This is a genomic window from Mycolicibacterium llatzerense (assembly GCF_025331195.1).
Classification (GTDB): domain Bacteria; phylum Actinomycetota; class Actinomycetes; order Mycobacteriales; family Mycobacteriaceae; genus Mycobacterium; species Mycobacterium llatzerense.
In genome coordinates this window covers 554,284-578,819 of sequence record NZ_LXOV01000016.1, presented here as the reverse complement: position 1 = coordinate 578,819, position 24,536 = coordinate 554,284, and the positions used below count along the sequence as shown (strand labels likewise).

The 24,536-nt window shown below is 64.7% G+C and carries 22 protein-coding genes and 1 pseudogene; 10 read left to right on the top strand and 13 right to left on the bottom strand.

Annotated features, from left to right (window positions below):
- Positions 1-584: 584 nt before the first annotated feature.
- Positions 585-902, top strand: coding sequence for a transposase (locus tag A7G45_RS27520; protein WP_260932170.1), 318 nt, complete (start codon positions 585-587; stop codon positions 900-902).
- Complete coding sequence (locus A7G45_RS27515) at positions 899-1,792, top strand: IS3 family transposase (RefSeq protein WP_260932168.1); 894 nt, start codon at positions 899-901, stop codon at positions 1,790-1,792. Before A7G45_RS27520 ends, A7G45_RS27515 begins: the two co-directional genes overlap by 4 nt.
- On the opposite strand, the gene A7G45_RS27510 is transcribed toward A7G45_RS27515, so the two are convergent.
- Positions 1,773-2,075, bottom strand: a complete 303-nt coding sequence (locus A7G45_RS27510) for a hypothetical protein (protein ID WP_260941506.1) — start codon at positions 2,073-2,075, stop codon at positions 1,773-1,775. The two genes, A7G45_RS27515 and A7G45_RS27510, sit on opposite strands and share 20 nt — an antisense overlap.
- Between A7G45_RS27510 and A7G45_RS27505 the strand changes: the two genes are divergently transcribed.
- Positions 2,040-2,657 carry a hypothetical protein gene (locus A7G45_RS27505; protein ID WP_260941504.1) on the top strand — a complete coding sequence of 206 codons (618 nt, stop codon included), beginning with the start codon at positions 2,040-2,042 and terminating at the stop codon, positions 2,655-2,657. The two genes, A7G45_RS27510 and A7G45_RS27505, sit on opposite strands and share 36 nt — an antisense overlap.
- Before the next feature lie 343 nt (positions 2,658-3,000).
- Here the strand turns inward: A7G45_RS27505 and A7G45_RS27500 are convergent, their stop codons facing one another.
- The 5 genes and pseudogenes from A7G45_RS27500 to A7G45_RS27480 form a co-directional block, all read right to left on the bottom strand.
- Positions 3,001-3,591 (bottom strand): DUF6262 family protein, encoded by a 591-nt coding sequence (locus A7G45_RS27500; protein ID WP_029374208.1) that lies wholly within the window; start codon positions 3,589-3,591, stop codon positions 3,001-3,003.
- Positions 3,592-3,593: 2 nt separating this feature from the next.
- Positions 3,594-6,188: a tyrosine-type recombinase/integrase gene (locus A7G45_RS27495; RefSeq protein ID WP_205267362.1), complete on the bottom strand. Its 2,595-nt coding sequence runs from the start codon at positions 6,186-6,188 to the stop codon at positions 3,594-3,596.
- Positions 6,189-6,193: 5 nt separating this feature from the next.
- Entirely contained in the window at positions 6,194-7,369 is a 1,176-nt protein-coding gene (locus tag A7G45_RS27490) for a tyrosine-type recombinase/integrase (protein WP_016343846.1), read from the bottom strand.
- A 119-nt stretch (positions 7,370-7,488) separates the two neighbouring features.
- Positions 7,489-8,400, bottom strand: a pseudogene (locus A7G45_RS27485) (YifB family Mg chelatase-like AAA ATPase); the annotation flags it as partial.
- Positions 8,400-8,756 (bottom strand): YraN family protein, encoded by a 357-nt coding sequence (locus A7G45_RS27480; RefSeq protein ID WP_260941578.1) that lies wholly within the window; start codon positions 8,754-8,756, stop codon positions 8,400-8,402. The gene A7G45_RS27480 and the pseudogene A7G45_RS27485, both read right to left, overlap by 1 nt.
- A gap of 245 nt (positions 8,757-9,001) precedes the next feature.
- On the opposite strand from A7G45_RS27480, the gene A7G45_RS27475 reads away from it, so the two are divergent.
- The 4 genes from A7G45_RS27475 to A7G45_RS27460 all read left to right on the top strand — a co-directional run bounded on the left by A7G45_RS27475 (position 9,002) and on the right by A7G45_RS27460 (position 13,652).
- Positions 9,002-9,169, top strand: coding sequence for a hypothetical protein (locus tag A7G45_RS27475; RefSeq protein WP_260941500.1), 168 nt, complete (start codon positions 9,002-9,004; stop codon positions 9,167-9,169).
- Positions 9,170-9,320: 151 nt separating this feature from the next.
- On the top strand, positions 9,321-11,192 hold the full coding sequence (locus tag A7G45_RS27470) for a putative bifunctional diguanylate cyclase/phosphodiesterase (protein ID WP_260941497.1): 1,872 nt from the start codon (positions 9,321-9,323) through the stop codon (positions 11,190-11,192).
- A 101-nt stretch (positions 11,193-11,293) separates the two neighbouring features.
- Positions 11,294-11,536, top strand: a complete 243-nt coding sequence (locus tag A7G45_RS27465; RefSeq protein WP_260941495.1) for a hypothetical protein — start codon at positions 11,294-11,296, stop codon at positions 11,534-11,536.
- Positions 11,523-13,652 (top strand): Rv1355c family protein, encoded by a 2,130-nt coding sequence (locus tag A7G45_RS27460; RefSeq protein WP_260941494.1) that lies wholly within the window; start codon positions 11,523-11,525, stop codon positions 13,650-13,652. Before A7G45_RS27465 ends, A7G45_RS27460 begins: the two co-directional genes overlap by 14 nt.
- Before the next feature lie 12 nt (positions 13,653-13,664).
- On the opposite strand, the gene A7G45_RS27455 is transcribed toward A7G45_RS27460, so the two are convergent.
- Both A7G45_RS27455 and A7G45_RS27450 read right to left on the bottom strand, forming a co-directional pair.
- Positions 13,665-15,035 (bottom strand): cytochrome P450, encoded by a 1,371-nt coding sequence (locus A7G45_RS27455; RefSeq protein ID WP_260941492.1) that lies wholly within the window; start codon positions 15,033-15,035, stop codon positions 13,665-13,667.
- A gap of 34 nt (positions 15,036-15,069) precedes the next feature.
- On the bottom strand, positions 15,070-15,777 hold the full coding sequence (locus A7G45_RS27450; protein ID WP_260941491.1) for a dienelactone hydrolase family protein: 708 nt from the start codon (positions 15,775-15,777) through the stop codon (positions 15,070-15,072).
- Positions 15,778-15,952: 175 nt separating this feature from the next.
- Between A7G45_RS27450 and A7G45_RS27445 the strand changes: the two genes are divergently transcribed.
- Positions 15,953-16,609, top strand: coding sequence for a TetR/AcrR family transcriptional regulator (locus tag A7G45_RS27445; RefSeq protein ID WP_260941489.1), 657 nt, complete (start codon positions 15,953-15,955; stop codon positions 16,607-16,609).
- 106 nt (positions 16,610-16,715) lie between these two features.
- Here A7G45_RS27445 and A7G45_RS27440 read toward each other — a convergent pair whose 3' ends face one another.
- Both A7G45_RS27440 and A7G45_RS27435 read right to left on the bottom strand, forming a co-directional pair.
- Positions 16,716-17,387: a class I SAM-dependent methyltransferase gene (locus A7G45_RS27440; RefSeq protein ID WP_260941488.1), complete on the bottom strand. Its 672-nt coding sequence runs from the start codon at positions 17,385-17,387 to the stop codon at positions 16,716-16,718.
- 322 nt (positions 17,388-17,709) lie between these two features.
- Positions 17,710-19,077: a cytochrome P450 gene (locus tag A7G45_RS27435; RefSeq protein ID WP_043393513.1), complete on the bottom strand. Its 1,368-nt coding sequence runs from the start codon at positions 19,075-19,077 to the stop codon at positions 17,710-17,712.
- Positions 19,078-19,640: 563 nt separating this feature from the next.
- Between A7G45_RS27435 and A7G45_RS27430 the strand changes: the two genes are divergently transcribed.
- Positions 19,641-19,922, top strand: coding sequence for a WhiB family transcriptional regulator (locus A7G45_RS27430; RefSeq protein ID WP_051954734.1), 282 nt, complete (start codon positions 19,641-19,643; stop codon positions 19,920-19,922).
- Here the strand turns inward: A7G45_RS27430 and A7G45_RS27425 are convergent, their stop codons facing one another.
- From A7G45_RS27425 to A7G45_RS27415, 3 genes are read right to left on the bottom strand one after another with little or no spacing between them, the layout of a single operon-like run.
- Positions 19,923-21,485 carry an acetolactate synthase large subunit gene (locus A7G45_RS27425; RefSeq protein ID WP_260941484.1) on the bottom strand — a complete coding sequence of 521 codons (1,563 nt, stop codon included), beginning with the start codon at positions 21,483-21,485 and terminating at the stop codon, positions 19,923-19,925.
- Positions 21,486-21,529: 44 nt separating this feature from the next.
- Positions 21,530-22,330 carry an acyl-CoA thioesterase gene (locus A7G45_RS27420; protein WP_260941483.1) on the bottom strand — a complete coding sequence of 267 codons (801 nt, stop codon included), beginning with the start codon at positions 22,328-22,330 and terminating at the stop codon, positions 21,530-21,532.
- On the bottom strand, positions 22,327-23,529 hold the full coding sequence (locus tag A7G45_RS27415) for a CoA transferase (protein ID WP_260941482.1): 1,203 nt from the start codon (positions 23,527-23,529) through the stop codon (positions 22,327-22,329). Before A7G45_RS27415 ends, A7G45_RS27420 begins: the two co-directional genes overlap by 4 nt.
- Before the next feature lie 113 nt (positions 23,530-23,642).
- Between A7G45_RS27415 and A7G45_RS27410 the strand changes: the two genes are divergently transcribed.
- Positions 23,643-24,482: an alpha/beta fold hydrolase gene (locus A7G45_RS27410; protein WP_043986760.1), complete on the top strand. Its 840-nt coding sequence runs from the start codon at positions 23,643-23,645 to the stop codon at positions 24,480-24,482.
- Positions 24,483-24,536: the final 54 nt, after the last annotated feature.

Sequence of the window (24,536 nt, the reverse complement as noted above, 5' to 3'; positions counted from 1 at the left end):
CTCAACTATGACACAGCTTGACTTCGGTATATAACGATCAGTGATGCGGTAACCGAGTTTTTGTGGAAGTTAAAGCGGTGCAGTTGATTTCGGTGACCTCGACGTCACAGATTCAGAAGTCAGTGCTCGAGATGCCGATCCCGTCCGTGGACGTAGTGCCGGGAAAATCCCGTCCGATAGGACGTTTCGATTGAGAGTCCAGCTCGATGGCATCGTGGGCATTCGTCGACGCGGCAGCATCGCAAACAGCAAGCCGCACCTTCCATCGGCGACTGTCACGCTCCGGCTGCCCCGCGAGCGCCTGATGGGAGCTTGCCTTTGGAGCAGTCTCGATTCGGTGCGCGGACCATCGCAGGACTATGTACTAATAAGTACAGTTGGTGCGTAGTCTGGTCTCGCCATCCATCAGCCGTTAAGGAACCAGTATGCAAAACGCAGTACTTATCACAGGCGCCAACTCTGGAATCGGCCGTGAATCAGCCCGCCAACTGGCGGTGCACGGCAACTATTCGGCGATTGGAGGTTCCCCAGTTTCAGTGGACACCTGAGATAGCGGGACGGTGTCCTGCTGGAAGGATGTCGATATGTCGCGGACGCGTCGGTCGTTCACACCGGAGTTCAAGGTGGAGGCTGCTCGTCGGGTGATTGACAGGGGCCGGCCGGTCTCGGAGGTGGCCCGCGAACTGAACCTGCACGAGAGTCTGCTGGGCAAGTGGGTGCGTCAGGAGAGGGTCCGCGACGGGGTGGCCAGCGATGCCCGCCATGGGCCGCCAGAAGGCGATCTGACGGCCCGTGAACGCGCCGAATTGGTGCGGCTGCGTGCGGAACTGGCCGAGAAGGACCGAGATATCGCCTTCTTGAAAAAAGTATCGGCGTACTTTGCGGCACAGCAACATCGGTGAGTCGGTTTGAGCTCATCGCCGCGGAGTGCGCCGACCACGACATCGCCACACTGACCGAGCTCCTCGACGTCTCACGCTCGGGCTATTACGCCTGGGAAGCACGGCAGCGACGCACCGAACCCACGCCGCGGCAGCAGTGGCGCCGCGATCTCGAGGTCAAGATCCTGGCCCACTGGCAAGAATCCCGACGCACTTACGGTTCACCACGGATCACCGCCGACCTGCACGCCGCTGGGGTCTCGGTGTCGGTCAACACCGTCGCGGCGATCATGGCCGAGATGGGCATCGAAGGCATCAGCCCGCGCACCTTCAAGGTCAAAACCACAGTCGTCGACCCGGCGGCGTCTTTCCCACCCGACCGGGTGGGCCGGGTCTTCGATCAAGGCCGCCTCGATGCGGTATGGACCTCCGACATCACCTATCTGACCTGCGGTGAAGGCGATGCCTACCTGTGCGCGATCCGCGACGAGCACTCGCGACGGGTGCTGGGCTGGTCGGTGGCTGACCACATGCGCACTGAGCTCGTCGAGCAGGCGGTGGACGCGGCGGTGTTCACCCGCGGCGGGTCGGTGGCCGGCACCATCTTGCACTCGGACCGGGGCAGTCAATACACCAGTCACGACTTGGCCACAGTCTGCTCCGATCACGGCCTGCGCCGCTCTATGGGGGCCACCGGCATATGTTGGGACAACGCCGGGTCCGAATCACTGTGGTCGACGGTCAAGCACGAGTACTACAAGCGGCATGCCTTCACAACGTATGCGAATCTTGCTGCGGGACTTGACAATTACCTTCGCTACTACAACCATGACAGGCGGCATAGTTCACTGGGAATGATCTCACCTATCGACTTCGAGATCACCGCACGGATCAATCAGCAATCAAGCTAACCGTGTCCACTTTTTCAGGGGAACCCCAATTTACCTGGCCTGCCGCAACCGCGTCAAGGCGCAGCGAGCACGATCGGAGCTGCAAGCTCTGACCGGCTACACACGATTCATCACCGTCGATTTCGACGCTGCGAACCCGGAATCTGCACAGCGCCTGGTCCAGGCCCTCGATAATCCTCTCCATGGTGTCCTGCTCAACGCCGGAGGCACCGGAGGCAACATGCCGTTTCAACGGACCGATACAGGCATGACCAGAATCTTCGCCGATAATATCGGCGGCCACGCCGCGCTCTTGGCAGCGCTGATTGACTCGGGAGCACTCCTCAATACCGGGGTGCTGGCCGGCAGCGAAGCCGCCCGCGGCGTACCCGCGCTACGAATCCCGCGGCCTGCATTCCAGCAGCACTCCGTTGATGAATACGCGGCCGTAATCGACGGGTCCTTCTTCGAAGGGCGCACGCGAAACCCATTGCACGCCTATGCATACGTAAAGTTCCTCGGAGCCGCCTGGATGGCCGCATCAGCACGCCGCCATCCGAATCTGCGCCTCCTAACGATGAGCCCCGGCAATACCAGCGGTACCGGCGCACTCGACCACAGCGGATTGCTCGCACGCACGCTCGGCGCGCGGTTCGTGTTTCCGTACGTCGCACCGTTATTCGGTCTCGCACATCCTTTGCCTGCGGGCGGCGAACGGATGGTCAAAGCCCTGACCAATCCCGAACTCAAAACTGGGCTGTTCTACGCGAGCCACGCCAAGACGCTGACCGGTCCGGTCACCAACCAGGAGTACATCTATCCCGCATTGGGCAATCTGGGCTACCAGGATCACGCACTACAGGCAGTTGAACAATTCCTCGCGTGAGCACCACCGAACCAAATTACCGATGAAACCGGCACGCACCCAGATATGGCTGCGAAGCTCACAGACTGTCTCAATCAATTAACGATGCCCTCGGGCAATGCATGCCTGACGTCGAGAGCCTGCGATGCAGCCATCGCTGTAGCGGCGATTTGCGTTGAACCGGGCCGGTGGGGGGCTTTCCATCGAGCACAACGCGTTTGGCAACGTAGCCAGAACGGAACTCCGATTCATCCCATCTCAGCGAAGTGGTCGCCCTGATCATTGAGGACCACGGCTAGGGCCCAATTAGAACAGCGACTTCCTCGATAGACCAATTTCCGGAGTTGGTCGCATCGACGGGTGGTCAAGCGTTGTCCCGCACAACGGATCGGTCGATGAGTTGAGCCTCGAGGTCAGCGATTCGGTTATCCAGGAATCGATTGTTGTCGCGCGCTGCGTGGAGTCGCTCGTTGAGTCGGTTCTTTTCGTGGGTGAGGTCTTGGATTTGGCGCTTGAGGGTGGTGCGCTCGGTGATCAGCCGTTGCACGCCGTCTTCGGGTAGGTCAGCTTCGAGGTCACGGATTTTGCCGAGGAGGTCACCAATGGTGTTGCGCTGTTTAATGATTTCACGGTTCAGACACGTGAGTTGTTCTTCGGCGTTGAGTGCGCGTTCACGCCATGTCGCCGCCGTTTGCTTGTCTCTCTCGGATTGTGCTCGTGCATGGCGATCGGTCGTCTCGGCGATGGCCTCAGCGACGGCTTGGCGTGCTGCCGCATTTTGGTAGAGGAATGTGCGCGATACGTTTGCGCGTCGCGCCACGGCCGCGGCGGTGATGTCCATTTGTTCGCGTTTCATGTGTCGCAGCGCATCGTGCACACGCTCGACCATGGCGGCGGCCGCGGTGCGGCGGGACTGTAGCGCGGCCGCGGTGCGACTCGATGTGGGGCCTGCCATAGTTAGGCGATCTCCTGCCCGTCAGGATCGTCAGCGCCATCAAGGGTGGTGAGGTCAGCGACCGGAAAGTTCGTACTCCACACCCGGTGGAAGTAGTCCTGCGGGCGGCGCAGATCGAGGCTGAGGGCCTCGTCAAGCAGGCCAAGGCCAGCTAGTGCGCGTTCCAGTCCGGCGATGGCCCGGGCGGTCGGTTCGAAGACGTCGTGCAGATAGTTGGCGGTCGCTTCGTCGGGTGCACGCTCAGCGATCGAGCGCCATTGCTGTTGCTTTCTACGCCAATACAGCAGATCCGCGCCCGACAGAACAAATTTGTCGCAATTGTGGCAGTCCAGGTTCCAGGGGCAGGCCGCACCATTGACCACCGGCTGGAAGGTGCAGAACCCACCTTCGGCCGGTGTGCTGCGTCGGGACAGGTCGACGGCAATCGCCATCGCGTGCTCGCGGGTCAACGGTCGCTCGTCGGACAGCATTTCACCGGGGTTGGCAGTGGCCGGTCCGGTGACCCACACGCACGCCAGGATGTCCTCCAAATCGGAGTGGGCCACAGTGACGTAATGCTCAGCCATGCGGTCACTGACCTGGCCCAGATACCGGCGGATGTGCGCCAGGCTCGCCCCGGCCCGCAGCAGGTTGGTGGCCAGCGTATGGCGAGCCTGGTGCGCAACGGTCCGAGGCAGGGCCAACTCAGCCACCCATTCCTTGAAGCTACGGCTGAAGAATCCGTAGGAGATCGAGCGGGTTTCGGCGCGATTGCGCACGTTGGAGGGAAACAGCGCCATCACCGATCGCTCCGCCGGGGTGGGCAGGCGGCCGTGGCGGCGTTCGAACCTGGCAATCGTTTTGGTGCGGCGTTCTTCGATTCGCACGAAGAGTGGTTCGGGGATGCGGATCCCTTCGTTGTAGTTGCCGACCTTGGTCTGGTCGTGCCAGAGCATCGGCAGCTGCCCATACCGCCCGATGCAGTCCAACCGCAGCGTGAGAACCTCCCCGCAGCGCCGGCCCGTGACCACAATGGCTTCCCACACATCGCGCAGACCCCGATCGTGAGGATCGTAGGTAGCCGCGAACGCCGCGAGATTCGTGTCATCGGCGAGGGCCTGCGCGACGTCGTCGCTGAACGGACTGCGGGATGTCTTCGGGTCAGGGCCACCGGCCGGGAATTCGACGATAAAATCGCGCTTGAGTTCAATCTCGGCGGCGCGGCCGGATTCCAGTGCGCGGTACAGCAATTTGCGGATGGCGTTGAAGACCAGCCGGCGGGTCACGTTGGTGACGATCGAGGGTTTGCCGTCTTGGCGCACCATGCCCAGCGATACCAGGCCATGCTGCTCGCGATGACGCTGATCGGCGACGAAGCCCTGCGCATCCTGCGCTGTCAGCAGCGCCGGGACGTGACCTCCCTGTGCAGCGTTGAGTTCCAGGTAGGCGCCGAGTTCCACGGCCCCGCGGCGCAACGCGTCGAGCGGGCCGCGGCTGCGGGGCGGCCGTTCCGATCGCAGCAGTTCGGCCAAATGGTCCCACAGCAGATCGCGCAGCCAGCGTTGCGGAACAGTGGTCAAATCGAACTTGCTGCGCAACACCGGGAAGCGTCGGCCGAAATGATGGGTCTCGATGAATCCGGCCTCCCGGGTATCGGCCGGACTGTAATACACCATCCGCAACGAGTCGATGATTTCGCGGCCGATCTGCGAAATACGGGCGTCCAGAACCGATTTCCCATCGACGTCGGTCCATCGCTGCCCGTCGTGATCGGCCAACGACACACAACCTAGCCGCCGGCAGACGTTCACCAGCCGCTGAATTTCGAAGACCTCCCACGCCGTGGGATCGCGGTCCTGGCAGTGCGCGTGCAAGCCCCATTGGAATTCGGCCTTGAGCATCGGAGCCAACCCGATCAGGTTGATCACCCCGGACCGGTAGACCGGGTTAGCCTGCGCACACCATTGGCCAAAGAGGATGGGGTCGTCGTAGGACACCGGTACCGGCAAACCTTTGGGCTCCAGACTCAACGCCCAACTGTCGGGCAACCGCGCACCGCCGGGTTTACCGGCCTGTTTGTAGCGGTCGCCGTGTTGCTGGCACAACCCCAACGGACTGGCTGCCGGGTCCGAGCACACCATGCACCGACAAACCCCGTAGCTCGGGTAGGAATGTTGGGCCTGCAGCCAGTGATCGAAATCCGCGTCCCCGTCCGCGGTGAAGCGGCGCCACCAGGACTGATAGTGGCGCTTGCACAACCGCGTGTCGCGGTGAAAAACAGCCCGATCATTGCAGATTCGACACATCTCCAGGCCGGCACCCAAGCGCGCCGTCAACGGCTGCGCGGCGGCAACGAACACACCCAACGTGACACCCGAAGCCTGAGCCTGCAGCCACTCCTGATGGTGGCGTTCACATACCCGCGCACTGTGGCTGCGGCGGGGCCGCTCACAATTGGCGACCGCACACCCCCACCCATAGACCAGATGATCGCGCGGGATGACAATCACGTCGTCCCGATAGAGCGGATCGAACCCCGGCGCCGAGATCAGGGCAGTCAGTAGCTCCAAACGGTCACGCGCGGCCCGGCTTTCGCTCTCGTCGGGTACCAGGGTCAACGGGATCATTTTGTCCGGCCCCACACATGGTCCAGAGCCGCCGAAAAGGTCGGGTCGTCGATGTCGGCGTGGCCGTACACCTGCTCGACCGTCGTCGCCGATGCCCAACCGCCGGCATCACGCGCAATAATGCTGTTGCCGCCCGACGCCTCGAGCACATCGGTGGCGAACTGGTGCCGAAACGCATGCGGCCGAACCTTTCCCACATCAGCCCGCTTGCTGGCACGTGCCAGCATCCCCCGCACCGCAGCCGCCGCTAATGGCTCGCCCCGATTGGCTCCGTGCAACTGCACCAACAACATTCCGTGCTCCACATCCGAGGGGTATTCGGTCGTCAGGTACTCGAAATAGGCGTGCACCATGGCCGGACTGGCACGCCGGATCAATCCACCGTGCACGGTGCCTCCGTCAATTCGCCACGGGTGCTTGGTTTTCGCTCGCGCCCCGTTCGGGTTGGTCTCCCGGTGACAGATATGGACATGCCGCGACCGGCATTGCCCGCAGCCAGCGCCTTCACGCAGATGGAGATCTATCAAGTGCAGACCGCACAATTCGCCGATGCGGAAACCGCCGTCGGCCAACCAGGTCACCACCATCCGATCGCGCGCGCTCGACACAGCATCTACAAGATGACCACGTGCATCCTCCGGTGGCAGCTTCGGATGACGCCGTCGCACCGTCTTCGCCGGTGTCAATGGGTTAGATGACATCTCATTGACCGTGTGGCCTAGGAAGATTCGCCGCCGGTCTGCTGTCGTCGGCAGTCGTGTGTGTTCGAGCTCCTTGGCAAGGTCGGAACGTACGCCTCGCGAGCCCTGGTACAGATACATACCTTTTAGGCAGGCCGCGGCCGTCTCCAATGTGCCCTGGCTATAGGGACGTTTGTCGGTGCGCCACGGACAGCCGAACGGGCCGTGGTACTCCGCGCCGACGGCACCCATGTAACGCTGCAAATCCCGCAGCTGCACCGTTTCCGTTGTCAGAGACTCGAATTCCAGCCACCGCAGATGATCAACCAACAGATACGCGTATGTGCGGTCCGTGCCACCGGCGCACCTGCGCAGGTAGCCATCCGCGACACCATAAACCGCGCCGACGCCATCGAGAATCGTATAGGCGCGGCGTCCATCACCTCGCGTAATCTCCTGCACACGGAGCCCAACCACCAGACGACCCGCCACAATCCACCACCTACCGCAGACGTTACGAACATTGAATGCGAATTTGGTTAAGCAGACGGTACCTTCCCGACCACACATTTCGACGAACGACACGAACGGCAATAAGGTAGGTCGGTTAAGTCCAGGAACAGGACGCCGCGGTGTGACCGGCTGATCGCGCCGGGCCGCGCCATCCCCGAACCGCCGCCGACCAACGCCGAGACACTGGACGTGTGGTGCGGCGCGACGAACGGCGGACGGGTGATCAGCGGCGTATCTCCGGTGAGCAGGCCCACCACCGAATGGATGGCGGTGACCTCCAACGCCTCGTCGTCGGTCAGGTCGGGCAGCAACCCCGGAAGCCGTTGAGCCAGCATCGTCTTCCCGATCCCGGGCGGCCCGGTGAGCATCAGGTGGTGGGCGCCCGCGGCGGCGATCTCGACCGCCCACCGGGCCTGGGTCTGCCCCACCACGTCCGCGAGGTCGACGCTGTCGTCGGCGGCCGGCGCCGTTGTGTCGACCCGCTCGTCCAGCCCCGCCTTCCCGTTGAGCCACGCCTGCATCTGCCCGAGCGTGCGGACACCCCACACCTCGATGCCGTCGACCAGACTGGCTTCGGCCAGATTCTCGGCGGGCACCACCACTGATGGCCACCCCTCACGCTTGGCAGCCATGACGGCCGGTAGTACCCCTTTGACCGGGCGCACCCGACCGTCGAGCGCCAATTCGCCCAGCAGGACCGTCTTTTCGAGCCGTGCCCAGTGCATCTTCAAATGCGCCGACAGCACCGAGGCCGCAATGGCCAGGTCGTACATCGACCCGCCTTTCGGCAAGGTGGCCGGCGACAGCCCGAGAGTGAGCCGTGACATCGGCCAGCTGTTGCCGCAGTTGGTGATCGCCGCCCGGACCCGATCCCGCGACTCCTGCAACGCCGCATCGGGCAAGCCGACCAGATGTACCCCCGGCAGCCCCGAGGTGATGTCCGCTTCGATTTCGACCATGACGCCGTCGAGCCCGCGGATGGCCACCGAGTAGGCCCGTCCGAGCGCCATCAGCCGATGCCCTTCAGGTGCACCAGCTCCGGCTCCCGGCCGCCGAGGCGCACGCCGACCACATCGATCCGGATGTCGGGCCAGTGGGCGTTCTGCTCGGCGAGCCACACACTGGCCAGCCGGCGCAGGCGACGGGCCTTCCCGGGAGTCACCGCTTCCTCGATACCGCCGAACTCCGTGGTGGTGCGGGTCTTCACCTCGACGAAAACGACTGCACCGTGGCCCTTTTCGGTGGCAATGATGTCGAGTTCACCCCACCGGCAGCGCCAGTTGCGGGCCAGGACCGTCATCCCGAGCGAGATCAGGTGGTCGACCGCGAGTTGTTCGCCGAGCGCGCCGATCTCGGCCCGGGTCATGCGTGGTGGTGTGTTCATGCCGCTACCGTGACCACTGGCACCGACAGAACGAGGCACCCTAGACCCCGGATCCGGCGCCCGGTAGCCAGTTATCCACAGTGCGTGATTCATCCACAGGGCGTGTTACCGACTGATTACTGCCGAGAAACGATCAATTGCTGCCAACACCCCATCTGCAGAAATACCCCCATCCCCCGTCCCGTTGAACCAGGCATCAAAGCTTCAGATACAAGGAGTTGGGGACAATGAAGAAGCTCGGACTGGCCGCAGTGGTGGCAAACGGAATGGTGGCCGCGGTGCTCGGACTGGCCGCGCCCGCGTCGGCGGACTACTCGCACCACGACTGGGTCAACGACATCCACCCGCGGGCCGAGGCGCCGCAGGTCGACAGCAGCGTGCACCAGAGCCGCTGACTGGCAACAAGATTCGGGGCGCCCCACTCGGGGCGCCCCGTTTTTTGTGTCCGGCGCCCCCGACCCCGGGTTGAGCAGGTTTACCAGCGGAAGCAGTGAGGCCGAACGAAATTGACGGGTGTAAACCCGATTCGTTGGTTACCGTGATCAAGTGCTGACCGCCCTCAACCACCTTGTCGAGGGGGTGGCCCATACCCTGATGGCCGCCGACGCGGACAACTACGTCGCTGCCAGCGAGCAGGTTCTGACCGACGTGGCGGCGCATTTCGGGCTGGACGTCGCGTTCCTGCGGCACAACGATCACACCATTCGAGCGACAATCCTGATCGCTCAGTGGCCGATCAGGACCTACGTCCCGGACCCTGATCCGATCGGAACGGTGTACTTCAAGGACGCCGATCCGGTCTTCGCGATGGCCGAGCATGTCGAAGAGCCCGTGATCCTGCGACCGGGCGCCGAGCCGGATGAATTCCAGCAGCGCATCGAAGAAGGCACCACCGTCCCCGTCGTCTCGATAGCCGCCGTGCCGATGAACGTTGCGGATACGACCGAGGGGTCCGACGGCTTCATCACAACGGGCACACTGGGCTTCATCAAGTACGGCGACCTTGCGTGGACAGACGACGAGATCACGGCGCTGAAAGTCATCGCCACCATGTTCGCTCACGTCAAGGCGCGGGTCGAAGCACAAGAATCCACCAGGCACCTGGCCGAGCACGATGATCTGACGGGCCTGCGCAATCGCCGGAGTCTGCTCGACCACCTCGAGCATCGGCTTGCGGCAGGCCAGCCCGCCCCTGTCGCGGCGCTCTACATCGATCCCGATCAACTCAAAGCGGTCAACGATCTGCTCGGTCACGAGACCGGGGACCGGGTTCTTGTCGAACTCACGCAGCGGTTGCGCGAGCACACCGCGGACGTGGCATTCCTGGCTCGCCTCGGCGGCGACGAGATCATCGCGGTGCTCAACGTACCCACCACGCTCGCCGACGCCTACAAGTACGCCGAACAGCTGCGCCAGATGCTGGCAGCACGGCTGCTGCTGGGCTCGACCTACATCCGACACCGAGTGAGCATCGGCGTGGCCGTTGGGATTCCGGGAACCGACTCGGTGTCCGACCTGCTCAGGTATGCCGAACATGCGTTGACTGCTGCCAAGACCGCCGGCGGCAACACCGTGATCGCGTTCAGCGACGAGCTGGCGGCACGATATTCGCTCCAAACCGACATCGAAGTGCACCTGCATGACTGCGTAGAGAGCGGCGCGCTGTTCCTGCGTTATCTGCCCGAGGTCGATCTGCAGAGTGGAGAACTTGCCGCGGTGGAGGCCGTGGTGCGGTGGAACCACCCCACCCGCGGACCACTGCTGCGCGAGGAGTTCATGCCGATCGCTGAAGCCACCAACTTCGGTGGCGCCGTGGGGCGCGAGGTCTTACGGCTGGCTTGCGCGCAGTTCCAGCGCTGGCGCCGCGCGGGACTGGCGCACGAGACGATGCTGCGGGTGAAGCTGTCCCCTGCCCAGGTGGTGACCGACGGCTTCACCGAACACCTCACCGCGACGCTTACGGAATTCGACATTCCCGCGGCCGCGCTGTGCTTGGAACTGCCCGAAGACCTGCTGGTCGCCGAGGCACAGCGCTGTGGCCAAATTCTGCTGGCGCTCAAGAGCATTGGGGTTCGGTTGGCTTTGGACAATTTCGGGACCGGATACAGCTTCCTGCCGAGCTTGAAAGAGCTGCCCATCGACTCGTTGAAGGTCGGTCGAGAATTTGTGCGCACGCTCGATCGTGGTGGCGAGAATGAACTGTTCGTGCGGTCGATCGCCGCCCTGGCCGATGCATTCGGCCTCGAATTGACCGCTGATGGACTGGAAACCGAGTCCGCGGCGCAACGACTGGTCGCCATGGGTTACCGCCACGCGCAAGGCCCTCTGGTGTCAGGCCCGCTGGACGCGGACGCCACGGAAGCACTCTTGAAGAAGCCGACACTGCGGCAGCCGATGCGCGCCGGTGCACACCCGTAAAGCCTGCGGAGACCTCAGGCAGTCGAGCCTGCCGAGTGGTGGTGCAGCGTTGGCGTTTCTCGGTCTCGACGGTGGATATCCACCTATGCAATAGTGAGGAAATGCCGAGCCAGCATCGAGTGCCTGCCGGTATCTATCGCGCCGACGAAACACTGCGCAAGCGGGCGATCGAGGCTGCAGGACAAGTCGATTCGTGCTTGAACGCGCACATCAACGCGTTTCTCCTCTGGCTGGTCGGTGACACCGATGAAATGCCCGTCCGGCCCGCTCCGCACCGGATAGCCGACCCAAACAATGCTGACGGGCGTTGCGCTGAATTGAGAGTCGACAATGCAACCATCTGACGCGGACGAATACCGCCCGCAATTGCTCGATCCGACCAACGCGGCGGACGCGGCCACTCTGGGTCGACTTCGATCCGACCCGTACATCCAGGTCCTCGACCACCACGGCACCGAGTTGGAGAACCTGCGCCGGCTACGCCCCAGCCCCGCTGCGGCGCTCCTGGACGAACCCGGCCGCTGGGCCTGGTACCCGTGGCGGCGAAGCCTCGTCTCGATCCTGGGTCCGGTCGGCTTCAAGGCACTGCGCTTGGACCGCAACCGAAACAGCATCACCGTCGAAGAACAGACTCGCCTGGCCGAACTCACCGTCGGCGTCGCCGGCCTGAGCGTCGGACACGTGATCGCTCACACCCTGGCCGCCCAAGGTCTCTGCGGGCGCCTGCGACTGGCAGATTTCGATCGCATCGAACTGTCCAACCTCAACCGGATACCGGCCACCGTGTTCGACATCGGCCTCAACAAGGCAGTCGCCGCAGCCCGCCGTATCTCCGAACTCGACCCCTATCTACCGGTCGAGGTATTCCTCGGAGGTCTGACCACCGACACCGTCGATGACTTCCTCGACGGACTGAATGTCCTTGTCGAAGAGTGTGATTCGCTCGATATCAAGGCGATCGTGCGCGTCGCCGCCAAGCACCGACGTATCCCGGTACTGATGGCCACCAGTGACCGCGGCATCGTCGACGTCGAGAGGTTCGACGACGAGCCCAACCGCCCGATCCTGCACGGGCTGCTCGGCCCGCTCGATATCGGCCTACTGCCGGGCATGAGCAGCAAGGACAAGATTCCGCACATCCTGCGTCACCTGGAAGCCGAAAAGCTCTCGCCGCGCACGGCGGCGTCGCTGATCGAGCTCGAACGCACCCTGGCCACCTGGCCGCAGGTGGCCTCCGAGGTGATCATCGGCGCGTCAGCGGTCAGTGAAGCCGTGCGCCGCATCGGGCTTGGTGAGGAGCTGCGCTCGGGGCGGTGCCGCATCGACATCGGATCGTGCCTCGACCAGTTGACAGAACCGGCCATGGCCGCACCCCGACCCGTCTCGCCGACGGAACAACCACTCGTCGCCTCCAGCGTCACAGGTCTGGTCGCGGTCGCCGCGATGCGCGCCCCGTCGGGCGGCAACGTTCAGCCATGGTTGATCGAAGCCGGCGAGGACGAGATCGCCATTTGCCTTGCCCCGCAGTACAGCCCGACAATCGATGTCGGCTTCCGGGGCAGTGCTGTCGCCGTGGGCGCGGCGGTTTTCAACGCGCGGGTGGCCGCCGCCCACCACGGCGTCCTCGGGCCCGTCACCGTCGACGAGCATCCCAGCGGGTCGTGGTCACCGCTGCAGGCCACCCTCTGGTACGGCGCCGGCGGCTCGCAGGACCTCGCGGACCTGTACGGAGCGGTGCTGGTCCGTGAGACCAATCGGGACAAGGGCATGCCCACGCCGATCACCGACGACGTCGCTGGGGCTTTGACTGGCGCCGCTGACCGCGAAGGTGGGCACCTGCGGCTCATCACTGACTCCGCCGATTTGGCCTCGGCCGCAGAGATTCTGGGTGCCTCCGACCGCATCCGCTTCCTCACCCCGCACCTGCATCAGGAGATGATCGCCGAGCTGCGCTGGCCTGGCGATCCCGATCCGGACGCCGGGATCGATGTGCACAGCCTCGGCTTCGACGATGGCGGTCTGGTCATGCTCGAACTGCTGCGCCGGCCCGAAGTGATGGCCCAGCTGGCCGACTGGAATGCCGGCGACGCGCTCGGCGATGAGATGCGCAGCCGGGTCACCGGCAGCTCGGCACTGGCCGTCGTCACCGTCCCCGGCGGCTCGCTGCGGGACTATGCCGTCGGTGGATCGGCCGCCGAGTCGGTCTGGGTACACGCGCAGCAGCGCGGCCTGGCCGTACAACCGATCTCGCCGGTCTGGCTGTTTGCGCATGACCCTGCCGACCTCGAGAAACTGTCCGGCAGGTTCGCCGACGAACTCGGCAGGCTGCAACGTGAATTCATCGACCTGGCCGGCGTTTGCATAGACGAAAGGATCGCGTTGATCCTGCGGCTGAGCACCGCCCCACCGCCGGCCGTCACCAGCCGGCGCAGCGTCACCCGAGTCCGGCTATCCGAATAGATATCACCGGGCTCATCGCCGCCGACGCGTCAGCGCCGGGATCGGCGCGCCCGCGACCATCGTGAACGGCACGGCAAGCGGGAAGTCCGTTGTCAGAGAATTGATTTCAACGGCGCGCACGATCGTGGCGAGCGCGAGGGTGGCTTCCAGTACGGCGAAGTGATCTCCGATGCAGTTTCGTGGCCCCGCACCGAATGGGATGTACTGCCAACGGTCGCGATCGTTGATGTTCTCCGGGCTGAACCGGCCGGGGTCGAATTGCAGTGGGTCTGCCCACAGTTTCGGATCGCGCTGCATGCCGAAGATGCCGACCAAAACCATGCTGCCCGCTTCGATCTTGTAGCCGTCGACGGCGATATCCCGCAGGGCGGTCCGTCCCGCGACCACCACGGGCGGGCATAGGCGCAGAGCCTCGCGCAGGACCTGCGTGGTGTATTCGAGTCGGGGCGCATCCTCGTGAGTTAGGTCATGATCTCCGATGGCGGTGACTTCCTGGGCCACCTTGTCCTGAATTTCAGGGTGTCGCCCCAGCGCCCACAGGGCGTACGCGATGGTGGTGGCCGTGGTGTCGTGGCCGGCGACCATGAACGCAACGAGATCGTTGCAGATGTCCAGGTCAGAGAGCGCGTTGCCGGTCTCGGGATCGGTGGCGGCAATCAGTGCTTGTACGAGGGGCGCATCGCGGGTCGGGTCGGCGCGGCAGGATTCGAGGACATCCATGGCAAGCCGGCGGAGCGTTTCCGTGGCGGCTCGGGCGCGACGTCGCGCCGGGGTGGGCAGCCACCAGGGGGCGCGGACGGGCCGCATGCCCCGATCGGCGACGTATGCCAGAGCGATGTTGAGGGGATCGGCCAGAGCTTCGGCGCGATCATCCAAGTCCAGTCCGAGCACCGAACGTCCCAGGACTCGCATGGTGAGCCGACGCGCTTCGGCGTCCAGGTCGATTTGGGCTCCGTCGGGCCAACTGCCGCTGATCGTCGCGGCCGCCCCGGACATATGCGCCCCGAATGCGGCAACACTGTGTCGCGTGAATACGGGTTGCAGCGTCCTCTTGCGGGACAGCCAGGGCGCGTTGGGCAGATCGGCGAGATTGTCCCCGAGCAGCCGCCGCATCTCGTGATGGACGAGCGTTCGATCGCATGCGTCGTTGTTGCGCGCCAGCGCATCACGCGCACCTTCAGGCGTCATGACGAACACGATGCTGGGGCCGAGCCAGCGTGGTCCAAGCCCTACTCGCGTGATGCTGCCACCGGCCTCACGCAGTACGACCTGCCCGTGGTGGTTTTGGCGGGCCCATTTCATGCGTTCGCCCACCGGCAGAGGGTTCATGGGAACCAGGGGCAGCTGGCCAGGATCGGGCAGAGCGTCGTTGAGATCGGCCATTGCCGTGCAAGTGCCCTTCAGCCGGAGACGGGAGCTATGCCAGGTGCCTTTCGAGAAAGTCTGTCATACGTTTCCAGGCATCTTCGGATTCGTCGGCGAAGTAGGACAACCCGACCGCGCTTTCGATCTTGCGCATCGCCGGAGGCAACCGCCAATCGTTCATGAAGCTGTGTCCGACGTTCGGATACTCCTTGATGTCCCTCGGTACGTCACCACGGGCCAGCGCGGCGTCAAGCTTGGCCGCGCTGCCGCGGGCCACGATGCGGTCGTTGGCGCCGAAACTGGCGACCACCGGGCACGATTCCTTCAGCGGTTCAAGGTCACGCGGGAGGACACCGTAATTCGGTGCACTGACATCGAAGAGTCCGCCTGGCGAAAGGTGGACGACGAATTGGGCACCCATGCAGAAACCAACCAGCCCAACCTTTCCCGTGCAGCGCCCGTCGGCAAGAAGGTGGTCGCGAGCAGCGATGAGGGCTTGCTGGGCGCTGCCCCGGCCTACCACCGCGGCGTAGATGGTGCTGATCATGCACTTGATCTTTGGACCGCGGCCGTAGAGGCCGGGGACCAGGGCCAGATAGCCGTTCTCGGCGAGGCGGTCGGCCGTTCGACGCAGGTCGGCGGTCATCCCCAGGACGTCCTGCACGACCACCACGCCCGGCCAAGGACCGGCGTTGCCCGGTACTGCGAGGTAAGCGGGTACCGGGCCACCGGTGCCATCCTCGTAAACGATGTCGGGCATGGTTCGCTACCGGGATTGGTCGGCGGCGGAGGCTTGGTTACACGCTGTTTGCCATGCCGCCATCACTCGCAGCCCTTCCATTTTTGGGTATATTCAAAATTCGACAGGAGCAGTATGCATATGCTGCTCACCGATACGGCTATATTCTTCCACAAGATAGCTGTATGGTCGATGTGTGGCAGAGACCCGGCTATTTCCGTACAAGCCGCCCGCACCCCCAGAACCATCCACCGAGGAGAAGATCCTCGACGCGGCACTGACGGTGTACGCGCAGCACGGAATCACCGCCGCGTCGTTCCGCATGATCGCCGAACAAGCCGGGGTCTCGGTGGGCGCCGTGCAGCACCACTTCCACACCAAAGCGGATCTGACTGCAACAGTCGACAATTACGTCCTGCAGGTACTCGCCGAAGGCCTCGAGCCGGAGGCGATGCCGGACAATGGCGCCCTCGAAGAGGCCGGCAGGCGCATGACCCGCCTGATCGCTGATCATCCCCGCGTCATGGACTATCTGGGACGCGCGCTCGTAGAGATCGATTCAGGTTCAACAATCGGCGAAGTGATATTCGATGGACTGACCGCCATCAGCGAGGCGCAGGGCAAGCAATTTGTCGAACGGGGCGAAGTCCTCAATGACCTGGACTACAAATGGTTGATTCTGAACCCGCTGATCCTCCGCGTTGGCCCCATGATCTTGCGTCGGCATATCGAGCGGTACCTGGGCGAGTCTTTCTACGATGGCGAGCAATTGGAACGCTGGGATAACACCATCACCGGCTTATTGCGGCATGGCGCATTCCAGCCCAAGGCCCCCATCCAGGGCCAACCCTGATCTGACGCGGCGCCACCAGCACGGCGCGCGCCCGCAAACGTGGTCACCAACACAACAGGTTCGACGGGCGAACCGAGTCGCACTGTGGCGCGGAAACTCCAGCGCTCTATGACTTTCGGGCCGCGAGCAACAATGCCGGAAGGTTCGTCAGCCCGAGTTCATCGGTAGGGAAATTGCGTTCAGGGTGCCCCGGAAACTCCGGCGGCTTGACCGCGACCGAAGCGGGCTGCAGCCTGACATCGGACCAGTATTTGGCGACCGCCTCGGTGACTTCAGCTTCGGTCACCAAATTCGGAATCGGAAATGGGGAGTCCGGTGGCAAGGCTTCGGTGGTGAACACCAACAGGTACAGCGCCGCGCCGGGTTCCGCGGCGGCGTAGATGCCGCGCATGTAGTCGTCGCGCCCGTCGACGGGCAAGGAATGAAACAGCGTGCAGTCGAACACCGTATTGAAACGGTGGGGCAAGCCAAGGTCATCGAGACGGCGCACGTCTCCTTGCAGGAACTGAACGGTCGAAAGCCCGCGCGCTGCGGCGGCGGCTTCAGCCTCGGCGATGGCAACAGTCGAGATGTCCACCCCGGTGACGTCGTAGCCGCGTTCAGCGAGTGCCAACGCAAGGTCACCGATGCCGCAACCCGCGTCCAGGATCGGGCCGTGCACGTCCCCCTGGTCAACGAGGGTCAAGATTTCAGGTTGTGGAGCGCCGATATTCCACGGCGGTGGCCCCAAGAAAAGTTCACCACGATACGCCTTGTCCCAGTCCATCACTTCGCCCATGGCCCAGAGCGTAGCGTCACGGCCTTCGACGCCGACACTCTGCACAAATGACCCGATAACGTGCAACAATTGCCGCATATTGGTAGCTGGTAGTGTTGTATCGCAGCACGTGACGTGGGTATTGTTGGCTCACCAGGAATGAGGCCACGACGTCGTCGCCGCCACGGCCGCAACGGGCAAAGGCGGACCGTGGAATGAGCGCGACAGCACCCAACGCGCCCGCTCACTGACACCAGTGGCGGCGCCGGTCAATGTCGAGGGGTCGTCGACCGGCGCTGCCGTACCGCTCCCGACACCTAGCCGGTCGCCAAATCCAGACGAACTAACGCAGGGTGATCCTCGCGGGGACCGGACCACCGGCAACAACGGTGAACGGTGCAGCCATCGGGAATTCGGCGTCAAGAGAATCTATTTCGGCCAGACGCACGATGGTCGCCAACGCGAGAGTGGCTTCCAGCATCGCAAAGTGGTCGCCGATGCATGCCCGTGGCCCACCACCGAACGGCACATACTGCCAGCGGTTACGAGCCTTCGAGGCTTCCTCGGTGAAACGGTCGGGATCGAACCGCAGCGGATCAGTCCACAAGCTCGGGTCCCGCTGAACAGACATGCGACCGACAACCAGCATCGTCCCCGCCGGAATCCGGTAGCCCGCCACCTCGACATCACGAGTCGTCATGCGCGAGCCGGTGGCACCAGGGGGGCACAACCTCATCGCCTCTTTGAGGACCTGCACGGTATATCCGAGCCGAGGAACATCGTCTGGCGTGAGCCGAGCAGTACCCAGTGCGCAGACTTCAGCGGCAACCCGATCCTGAATATCAGGGTTTCGCCCGAGCTGCCACAGCGCATACGAGATCGACGTCGCGGTGGTGTCATGTCCCGCGAAAATGAAGATGATCAACTCATCAGCAATCTCGTTGTCCGTCAAGGGCTTTCCTGTGGCCGGATCCTTCGCCGCGATAAGTTGCTGCACCAGGGGCGCGCTGCGAGTCGGATCGTTCTTGCACGCCGCCACGATGCCCAGCGCCGCCTCACGCAAGGTGGCTGCCGCCCGGCGCGCCCGCTGCCGCGCGGGCGTGGGTAGCCAGCGAGGCGCCCGTATCGGACTGATAGCCCGCGAGACCGCATAGCTGACGGCCTCCCGCATCGGTGCGGCGAGCGAATCGTTCTGGCTGGTGAGCTCCAGGCCCAATACGGAGTGTCCGAGCGCGCGCATGGTCAGCTTGCGCGCCTCAACATCCAGGTCGATCTCACCACCGTCGCGCCAGGCACCGCACACCGATTCGGTCGCCTTGGACATGTGGCCACCAAAGGCGTTGACCGACTGCTTCGTGAACACCGGCTGCAGAGTGCGGCGACGAGACTTCCACTGCTCGAAAGGAGTAACGAACAAGTTGGGGCCGATGAGACGCTGCATTTCCACGGTCACGCCGGCGGTTTTGTCGATCGAACCGTCACGGCATGCGACAACATCGCGAATACCTTGTGGCGACGTGACGACGACCAGCGGCGCCATCAACCATCTGGGTGCCAACGTGAAGCGAGTTACGGGACCACCTGCGTCACGCAACACATCGGTCCCGGTGTGAAAACTGCGGCATGCCGCCAGACGCTCCTTATACGGCAGCGGGTTCACCGGCGGTAGCGGCAACGACGCGACATCCCGAATCTCCGACGACACCGCCATAACGCCCCTCCCCGAGAATGATGCGCGCCGACACAACTCCGAATTCGCCGACACTGCCCCGCGGAAATAGGTCACGCGTGGCCACGCTACCTATCCTCGGCTGACCGAATCGTCTTGTGAACATGCCGTTTACACCCCAAGGTTAGCCGATGGAAATGGCGCCGAGAACGGGCAACTCCACCCATCTACTCGGCACGGTGCCCCCGCACATCCGCCGACCTGCGCGACGCCCGCAATTAGGCGAGCACCCTCCCGCGGCGCACAGCTTTATGGCCCCGCTTGTTTGGTGAACAAATGCGCAAAACATGCTCCACCGATACACCATGCTCGACGGTTAATACCTTCAAATTGTGAACGATATGAGCATATTGGTACATTCGATTGCGCTTCGCGTTCGCCTGAGACCAACCCACCTGGGTGTCCACCGACCGACTCGCCACTGCTCAGGTTTGGGGGAACCAATTGAGTCCAGATCATTGCCGCGTCATCGCTATCGGCGCTGCGCCCGGCGATGGCGCCGTCATCGGGGTATCTGCGCAGGACGAGGCGCGAAAGTGACTGCGATGCTGCAGAAACCGGCCGTTCCGGTGCAGCTACCGCCGTGCCTGTCCGACCCGGACCGGTGGGCTACCGCCGGCGACGACGCCGAGCCCAAGGCGTTGTGCCGTGGCTGCCCGCGTCGCAGACGCTGTGCCGCCGAGGCCATCAGCATCCCGGGAATCTCTGGCATCGTTGCCGGCGTACACATTCCCGAGGGAGGCCGCCCCCGTACGTTCGCTCTGCGGCAGCTGCGGGCGGTGGCCGCCCTTGCCGGCCAGGCCGGCGAACCCGAGTCCGAGCGCTGATTACAGCAGCGGCGGCACCGCCGCGTCGATGAGGTACGGCCCCGGAGTGGCATAGCCGACGCGTAGCAGGTCGGCCAGCTCCGCGGTGGTCGTGGCCTTGGCCGAGGGCACACCCATGGACGCGGCCAAGGCCGCAAAATCCGTCGTCGGGCCCGAGAGGTCAAGCATGGCAGCGGCTTTCGGCCCGCCGGCCTCGGCGCCGACCCGCTGCAGCTCCATCCGCAGGATCGCGTAGGCGGCGTTGTTGAGGAGCACCGTCACCACGTTGAGCTGCTCGTGCGCCATGGTCCACAACGCCGAAATGGTGTACATCGCACTGCCATCGGCCTGCAGACACAACACGGGACGGTCCGGGCGGGCCACCGCGGCACCGACGGCATTCGGCAGCCCGAAGCCGATGGCACCGCCGGTCAGGGTCAACAGGTCGTGCCGCGGCGCACTCATCGTCGCCTGGGGCAACAGGAATCCGCTGGTGTTGGACTCGTCCACGACGATCGCGTCGTCAGGCAGCGTCGCCGCCACCACGTCGACCCAGTTCTGCGTCGTCAGTGCCGAATCTTCCGGCAGCTCAGTCATTTTCAGTTCCGTCAACACCGGCTCGCCACCCGGTGCCACCGCATCGGCTAATGCCTCCAGCCGCTCGACGACATCGCCTCCGACGGTGTGTACCCGGCAACCGACGGGCACCAGGTCGCTCGCCTTGCCGGGGTAGGCGAAGAACGACACCGGGGACCGGGCGCCGGCCAGCACCAGGTTCTCGGCACCGGTCAGCTGGAATTGGGCGGCTTCGGCGAGATACGCCAGCCGTTCGAAGTTGGGCCGTCCAGCGCCGCGTTCCAGCCTGGCCGGGAAGGTCTCGATCAGCACCTTGGTCCCCGTCGCCTGCGCGATCCGGCTGGCCGCACGCAGGCCGCGTTCGCGGCACGCCGAGCTGCCCAGCAGCATGACGGTGCCGGTTCCGAAGACCTCGGCACCGGCGTCGAGCAGCTCATGCTCATCCGGGTCGACGCCGGCGCGGTAGTCGAACGACGCCGGGCCCGTGGCCGGCTCGCCCGCCGACGGCTCGGCGCCTTCCGTCCACGAGACGTCGGCGGGCAGGATCAGCGTGGCCACCTGTCCCAGTTGTGCGGCCTCGATGGCAGCCAGCGCGTCGGTGGCGATGTCCGCCGGCTTTTCGCACCGGCGCACCCAGCCAGACACCGTGCCGGCCATGGCGTCGATATCGGATTCCAGTGGGGCGTCGTACTTCTTGTGCCCCAGCGCGTGGTCGCCGACGACGTTGACCATCGGCGAATAGGCCCGTCGGGCGTTGTGCAGGTTGGCGATGCCGTTGCCCAGGCCCGGCCCCAGGTGCAGCAGGGTGGCCGCCGGCTTGTCGGCCATGCGCGCGTAGCCGTCGGCGGCCCCGGTGACCACGCCCTCGAAAAGGCAGAGCACGCCACGCATCTCGGGCACCGAGTCCAGCGCCGCGACGAAATGCATCTCGCTGGTGCCGGGGTTGCCGAAGCAGACGTCGACACCGGCGTCGACCAGTGTGCGGATCAGTGCCTGTGCGCCGTTCATCGTTCTCCTTCAGGTGTTCCCGCAGCAGCCTGCGGACGACGGTACTACCGGTCCGCGATCAGGCCTTCCTGCACCAATGTCGCCACGCGGGTGCCGTCCGCGCCGACCAGGGTCCCGGTGATGACTCCCCGGCCCCGGCCGGTGGCAGGCGAGCGCGATTCGAACAGATTCCAGCGGTCGGCCCGGATCGGGTGGTGGAACCAGATCGAGAAATCGGTGGTGCCACTGCGGTGGGTGCGTGCCTGCATGGAGTGGCCGTGCACCTGCAGCGCCGGGTCGATCCCGTACAGGTCCGTGACGTAGCAGGCAATCATCATGTGCGACAACTGTTCCGGTGGCATGGGCACCGTCGCCCGCCACCACATGCGGCGCACGAACTCACCCGACGACCGGTCGTCGACGATCCGGATGTCGAGTTCGTCCAGCGGCACCGCGGGCGCCGGTCCCGGCGGGCCGGTCACCGGCAGCAGCTCGGGATCGTCTGGGAGCGTGCCTGATTCATCGTGCTCGGGGCCCGCCAAATCCACGGAGAAGGATACGGTCGCAACGGTCAGCAGCCGCCCGGCTTGGGAGGCCTCGATCCGCCGCGACGCCGCGGTCCGCCCGTCGTACACCCGGGCCACCGTGTAGTCGGTGGCCGCGCCGGCCTCGCCACCACGCAGGTACTGCAGGTGCATGGCGGTGGGGCGCATGTCCGGGTTGGCGGTCTGGCACGCGGCGGACAGGCTCTGCGCCATCAGCAGACCGCCGAAGGCCCGCTTGCCCTCCGGTCCCCCGGCCTCGCCCACCCAGGCATCGGCCCCGTCACCGGGCGACACCACCAGCAATCCAGGCAGCACGGTCACGCCACGGTCCCCGCTTCCGTGAGCCGCACGACGTCGTCGGCGCTCAACCCGAGCCGGCCCGTCAGCACCGCGGTGGTGTCGTCGCCGAGCGCCGGTGCCGGGCGGGCAGGCGGGTACTCACCGTCGATCCGCAGCGGCAGTCCCGGTGCCAGATACCGGCCGATGCGGGGCTGGTCGAGTTCGGTGAACAGCGGATTGTCGGTCACCTTCGGGCTCACGGCCACCTCGGAGAAGTCGCGGTAACGCTCCCACAGGATCGACGTGGCACCCAGCGCCGCGGCGATCTCCTCAGCGGTGTGCGCACAGAACCAGACGGTGAACAGACCGGTGAGGGCATCCCGATGGCGGTAGCGCTCACCTTCGTCGCCGAAGTCCGCGCCGAGCGATTCCGACAGTGCAGCAACAGCTTTCGCGGTACCGGTAATCTCGACCAGGTCCCGGAAATGGCGCCCGGTCAGCGCGACGATCATGAACGCGGCGCCGTCGGCGCTGACGAACTGCTGCCCGTACTGGCCGAAGATCGAGTTGCCGATGCGTTCACGGCTCACCCCGTTGACCATCACCTCGGTCAGGAAGCTGAGATTGCCTGCGGTCGCCAGGGCCACGTTCTCCAAGGGGATGCTGACCCGCTGGCCCTCGCCGGTGGTGTCGCGGTGCCGGAGCGCCGCCGTCACCGCCAGTGCCAGGTAGAGGCCGCAGGACACATCCCAGGCCGCCAGGACGTGGTTCACCGGCGTCTGGAGTTCGGACGGGCCGGTGACCAACGGGAAGCCCAGCCCCGCGTTGACGGTGTAGTCCACCGCCGTGCCGCCGTCGGCCCGCCCCGACACTTCGGCGTGGATCAGGTCGGGCCGCAGCGCGGAGAGCGTCTCGTACGAATGCCATTGCCGGCCCGCCACATTGGTGATGAAGACGCCGGCGTCGACGATCAGCCGGGTAACCAGGTCCTGGCCTTCCGGCGAGCGCAGGTCCACCGCGACCGACCGCTTGCCCTTGTTCAAGCCGGCCCAGTAGATGCTGTCGCCGTCGTCGGTGACCGGCCAGCGGTGATAGTCCGCGGCGCCGCCGACCGGATCGACCCTGATGACCTCGGCGCCGAGCTGCGTCAGCGTCATCCCCGCCAGGGGCACTGCGACGAAACTGGAAATCTCGACGATGCGCACACCCGCCAGCGGACGCGCAGACTCCGGCACGGTCATTTGGACACCATAGAGGCCCTACGCAGCACAATCCGGCGGCCCCGGGCGGCTCGCGTTCCGCCGGACGGGAGGTGGTCGTCGCCGCGTGACATCCGCACCGTAATTTGGAACGTATGACTGAGCTGAAGGAAGTCCAGACCGAGCGCGGCACGCTGCGTTATTACGACGAGGGCACCGGCCCTGTAGTGCTGTTTCTGCATGGGTCCGGACCGGGCGTCACGGGCTGGCGGAACTTCCGCGGCATCCTGCCGACCTTCGCGGCGCACTTCCGCTGCCTGATCCTGGAGTTCCCCGGCTTCGGCGTCAGCGACGACTTCGGCGGCCACCCGATGATCGATGCGCAGTCCGCGGTGGTGCCCTTCCTCGACGCGCTCGGCGTCGAGAAGGTGGACATCGTCGGCAACTCGATGGGCGGCGGCGTCGGCATCAACTTCGCCATCAACAACCCCGACCGGATCGGCAAGCTGGTCACCATCGGCGGTATCGGCACCAACATCTTCAGCCCCGGTCCGTCGGAGGGCATCCGGCTGCTGCAGGAGTTCACCGAGGACCCCACCCGGCAGCGTCTGGTCGACTGGCTCAACTCGATGGTCTACGACGAGAAGATCGTCACCGAGGAGCTGATCGAAGAGCGCATGAAGCTGGCCTCCGATCCCGAGACGCTGGAATCGGCTCGCCGGATGTACGGCAAGGCCGCCTTCAAGATGATGATGAAGTTCATGCGGTCGGCCGACGCGCCGCCGCAGCCGTGGGCGCAGATGCACAAGGTGAAGGCGCCGACGCTGCTCACCTGGGGCCGCGACGATCGCGTCAGCCCGTTGGACATGGCGCTGATCCCGATGCGCACCATCTCCAACGCCGAGCTGCACGTGTTCCCGAACTGTGGGCACTGGGCCATGATCGAGGCCAAGGAGGCATTTGAGAGCACGGTGCTGGGCTTCCTGCAGCGCTGACCTTCTGCCGCGAGCGGCCGCGTCCGCACACCGATGCGATGGTGTGCGGTACGC

Coding starts and splice junctions, on each gene's coding strand:
- A7G45_RS27425 (WP_260941484.1), bottom strand. CDS start 21,485: ATGAACGGCGCACAGGCACTGATCCGCACACTGGTCGACGCCGGTGTC.
- A7G45_RS27415 (WP_260941482.1), bottom strand. CDS start 23,529: ATGACCGTGCCGGAGTCTGCGCGTCCGCTGGCGGGTGTGCGCATCGTC.
- A7G45_RS27440 (WP_260941488.1), bottom strand. CDS start 17,387: ATGGGCGAAGTGATGGACTGGGACAAGGCGTATCGTGGTGAACTTTTC.
- A7G45_RS27435 (WP_043393513.1), bottom strand. CDS start 19,077: ATGGCGGTGTCGTCGGAGATTCGGGATGTCGCGTCGTTGCCGCTACCG.
- A7G45_RS27430 (WP_051954734.1), top strand. CDS start 19,641: ATGCTGCAGAAACCGGCCGTTCCGGTGCAGCTACCGCCGTGCCTGTCC.
- A7G45_RS27475 (WP_260941500.1), top strand. CDS start 9,002: ATGAAGAAGCTCGGACTGGCCGCAGTGGTGGCAAACGGAATGGTGGCC.
- A7G45_RS27450 (WP_260941491.1), bottom strand. CDS start 15,777: ATGCCCGACATCGTTTACGAGGATGGCACCGGTGGCCCGGTACCCGCT.
- A7G45_RS27520 (WP_260932170.1), top strand. CDS start 585: ATGTCGCGGACGCGTCGGTCGTTCACACCGGAGTTCAAGGTGGAGGCT.
- A7G45_RS27460 (WP_260941494.1), top strand. CDS start 11,523: ATGCAACCATCTGACGCGGACGAATACCGCCCGCAATTGCTCGATCCG.
- A7G45_RS27480 (WP_260941578.1), bottom strand. CDS start 8,756: ATGACCCGGGCCGAGATCGGCGCGCTCGGCGAACAACTCGCGGTCGAC.
- A7G45_RS27500 (WP_029374208.1), bottom strand. CDS start 3,591: ATGGCAGGCCCCACATCGAGTCGCACCGCGGCCGCGCTACAGTCCCGC.
- A7G45_RS27410 (WP_043986760.1), top strand. CDS start 23,643: ATGACTGAGCTGAAGGAAGTCCAGACCGAGCGCGGCACGCTGCGTTAT.
- A7G45_RS27465 (WP_260941495.1), top strand. CDS start 11,294: ATGCCGAGCCAGCATCGAGTGCCTGCCGGTATCTATCGCGCCGACGAA.
- A7G45_RS27455 (WP_260941492.1), bottom strand. CDS start 15,035: ATGGCCGATCTCAACGACGCTCTGCCCGATCCTGGCCAGCTGCCCCTG.
- A7G45_RS27505 (WP_260941504.1), top strand. CDS start 2,040: ATGACCAGAATCTTCGCCGATAATATCGGCGGCCACGCCGCGCTCTTG.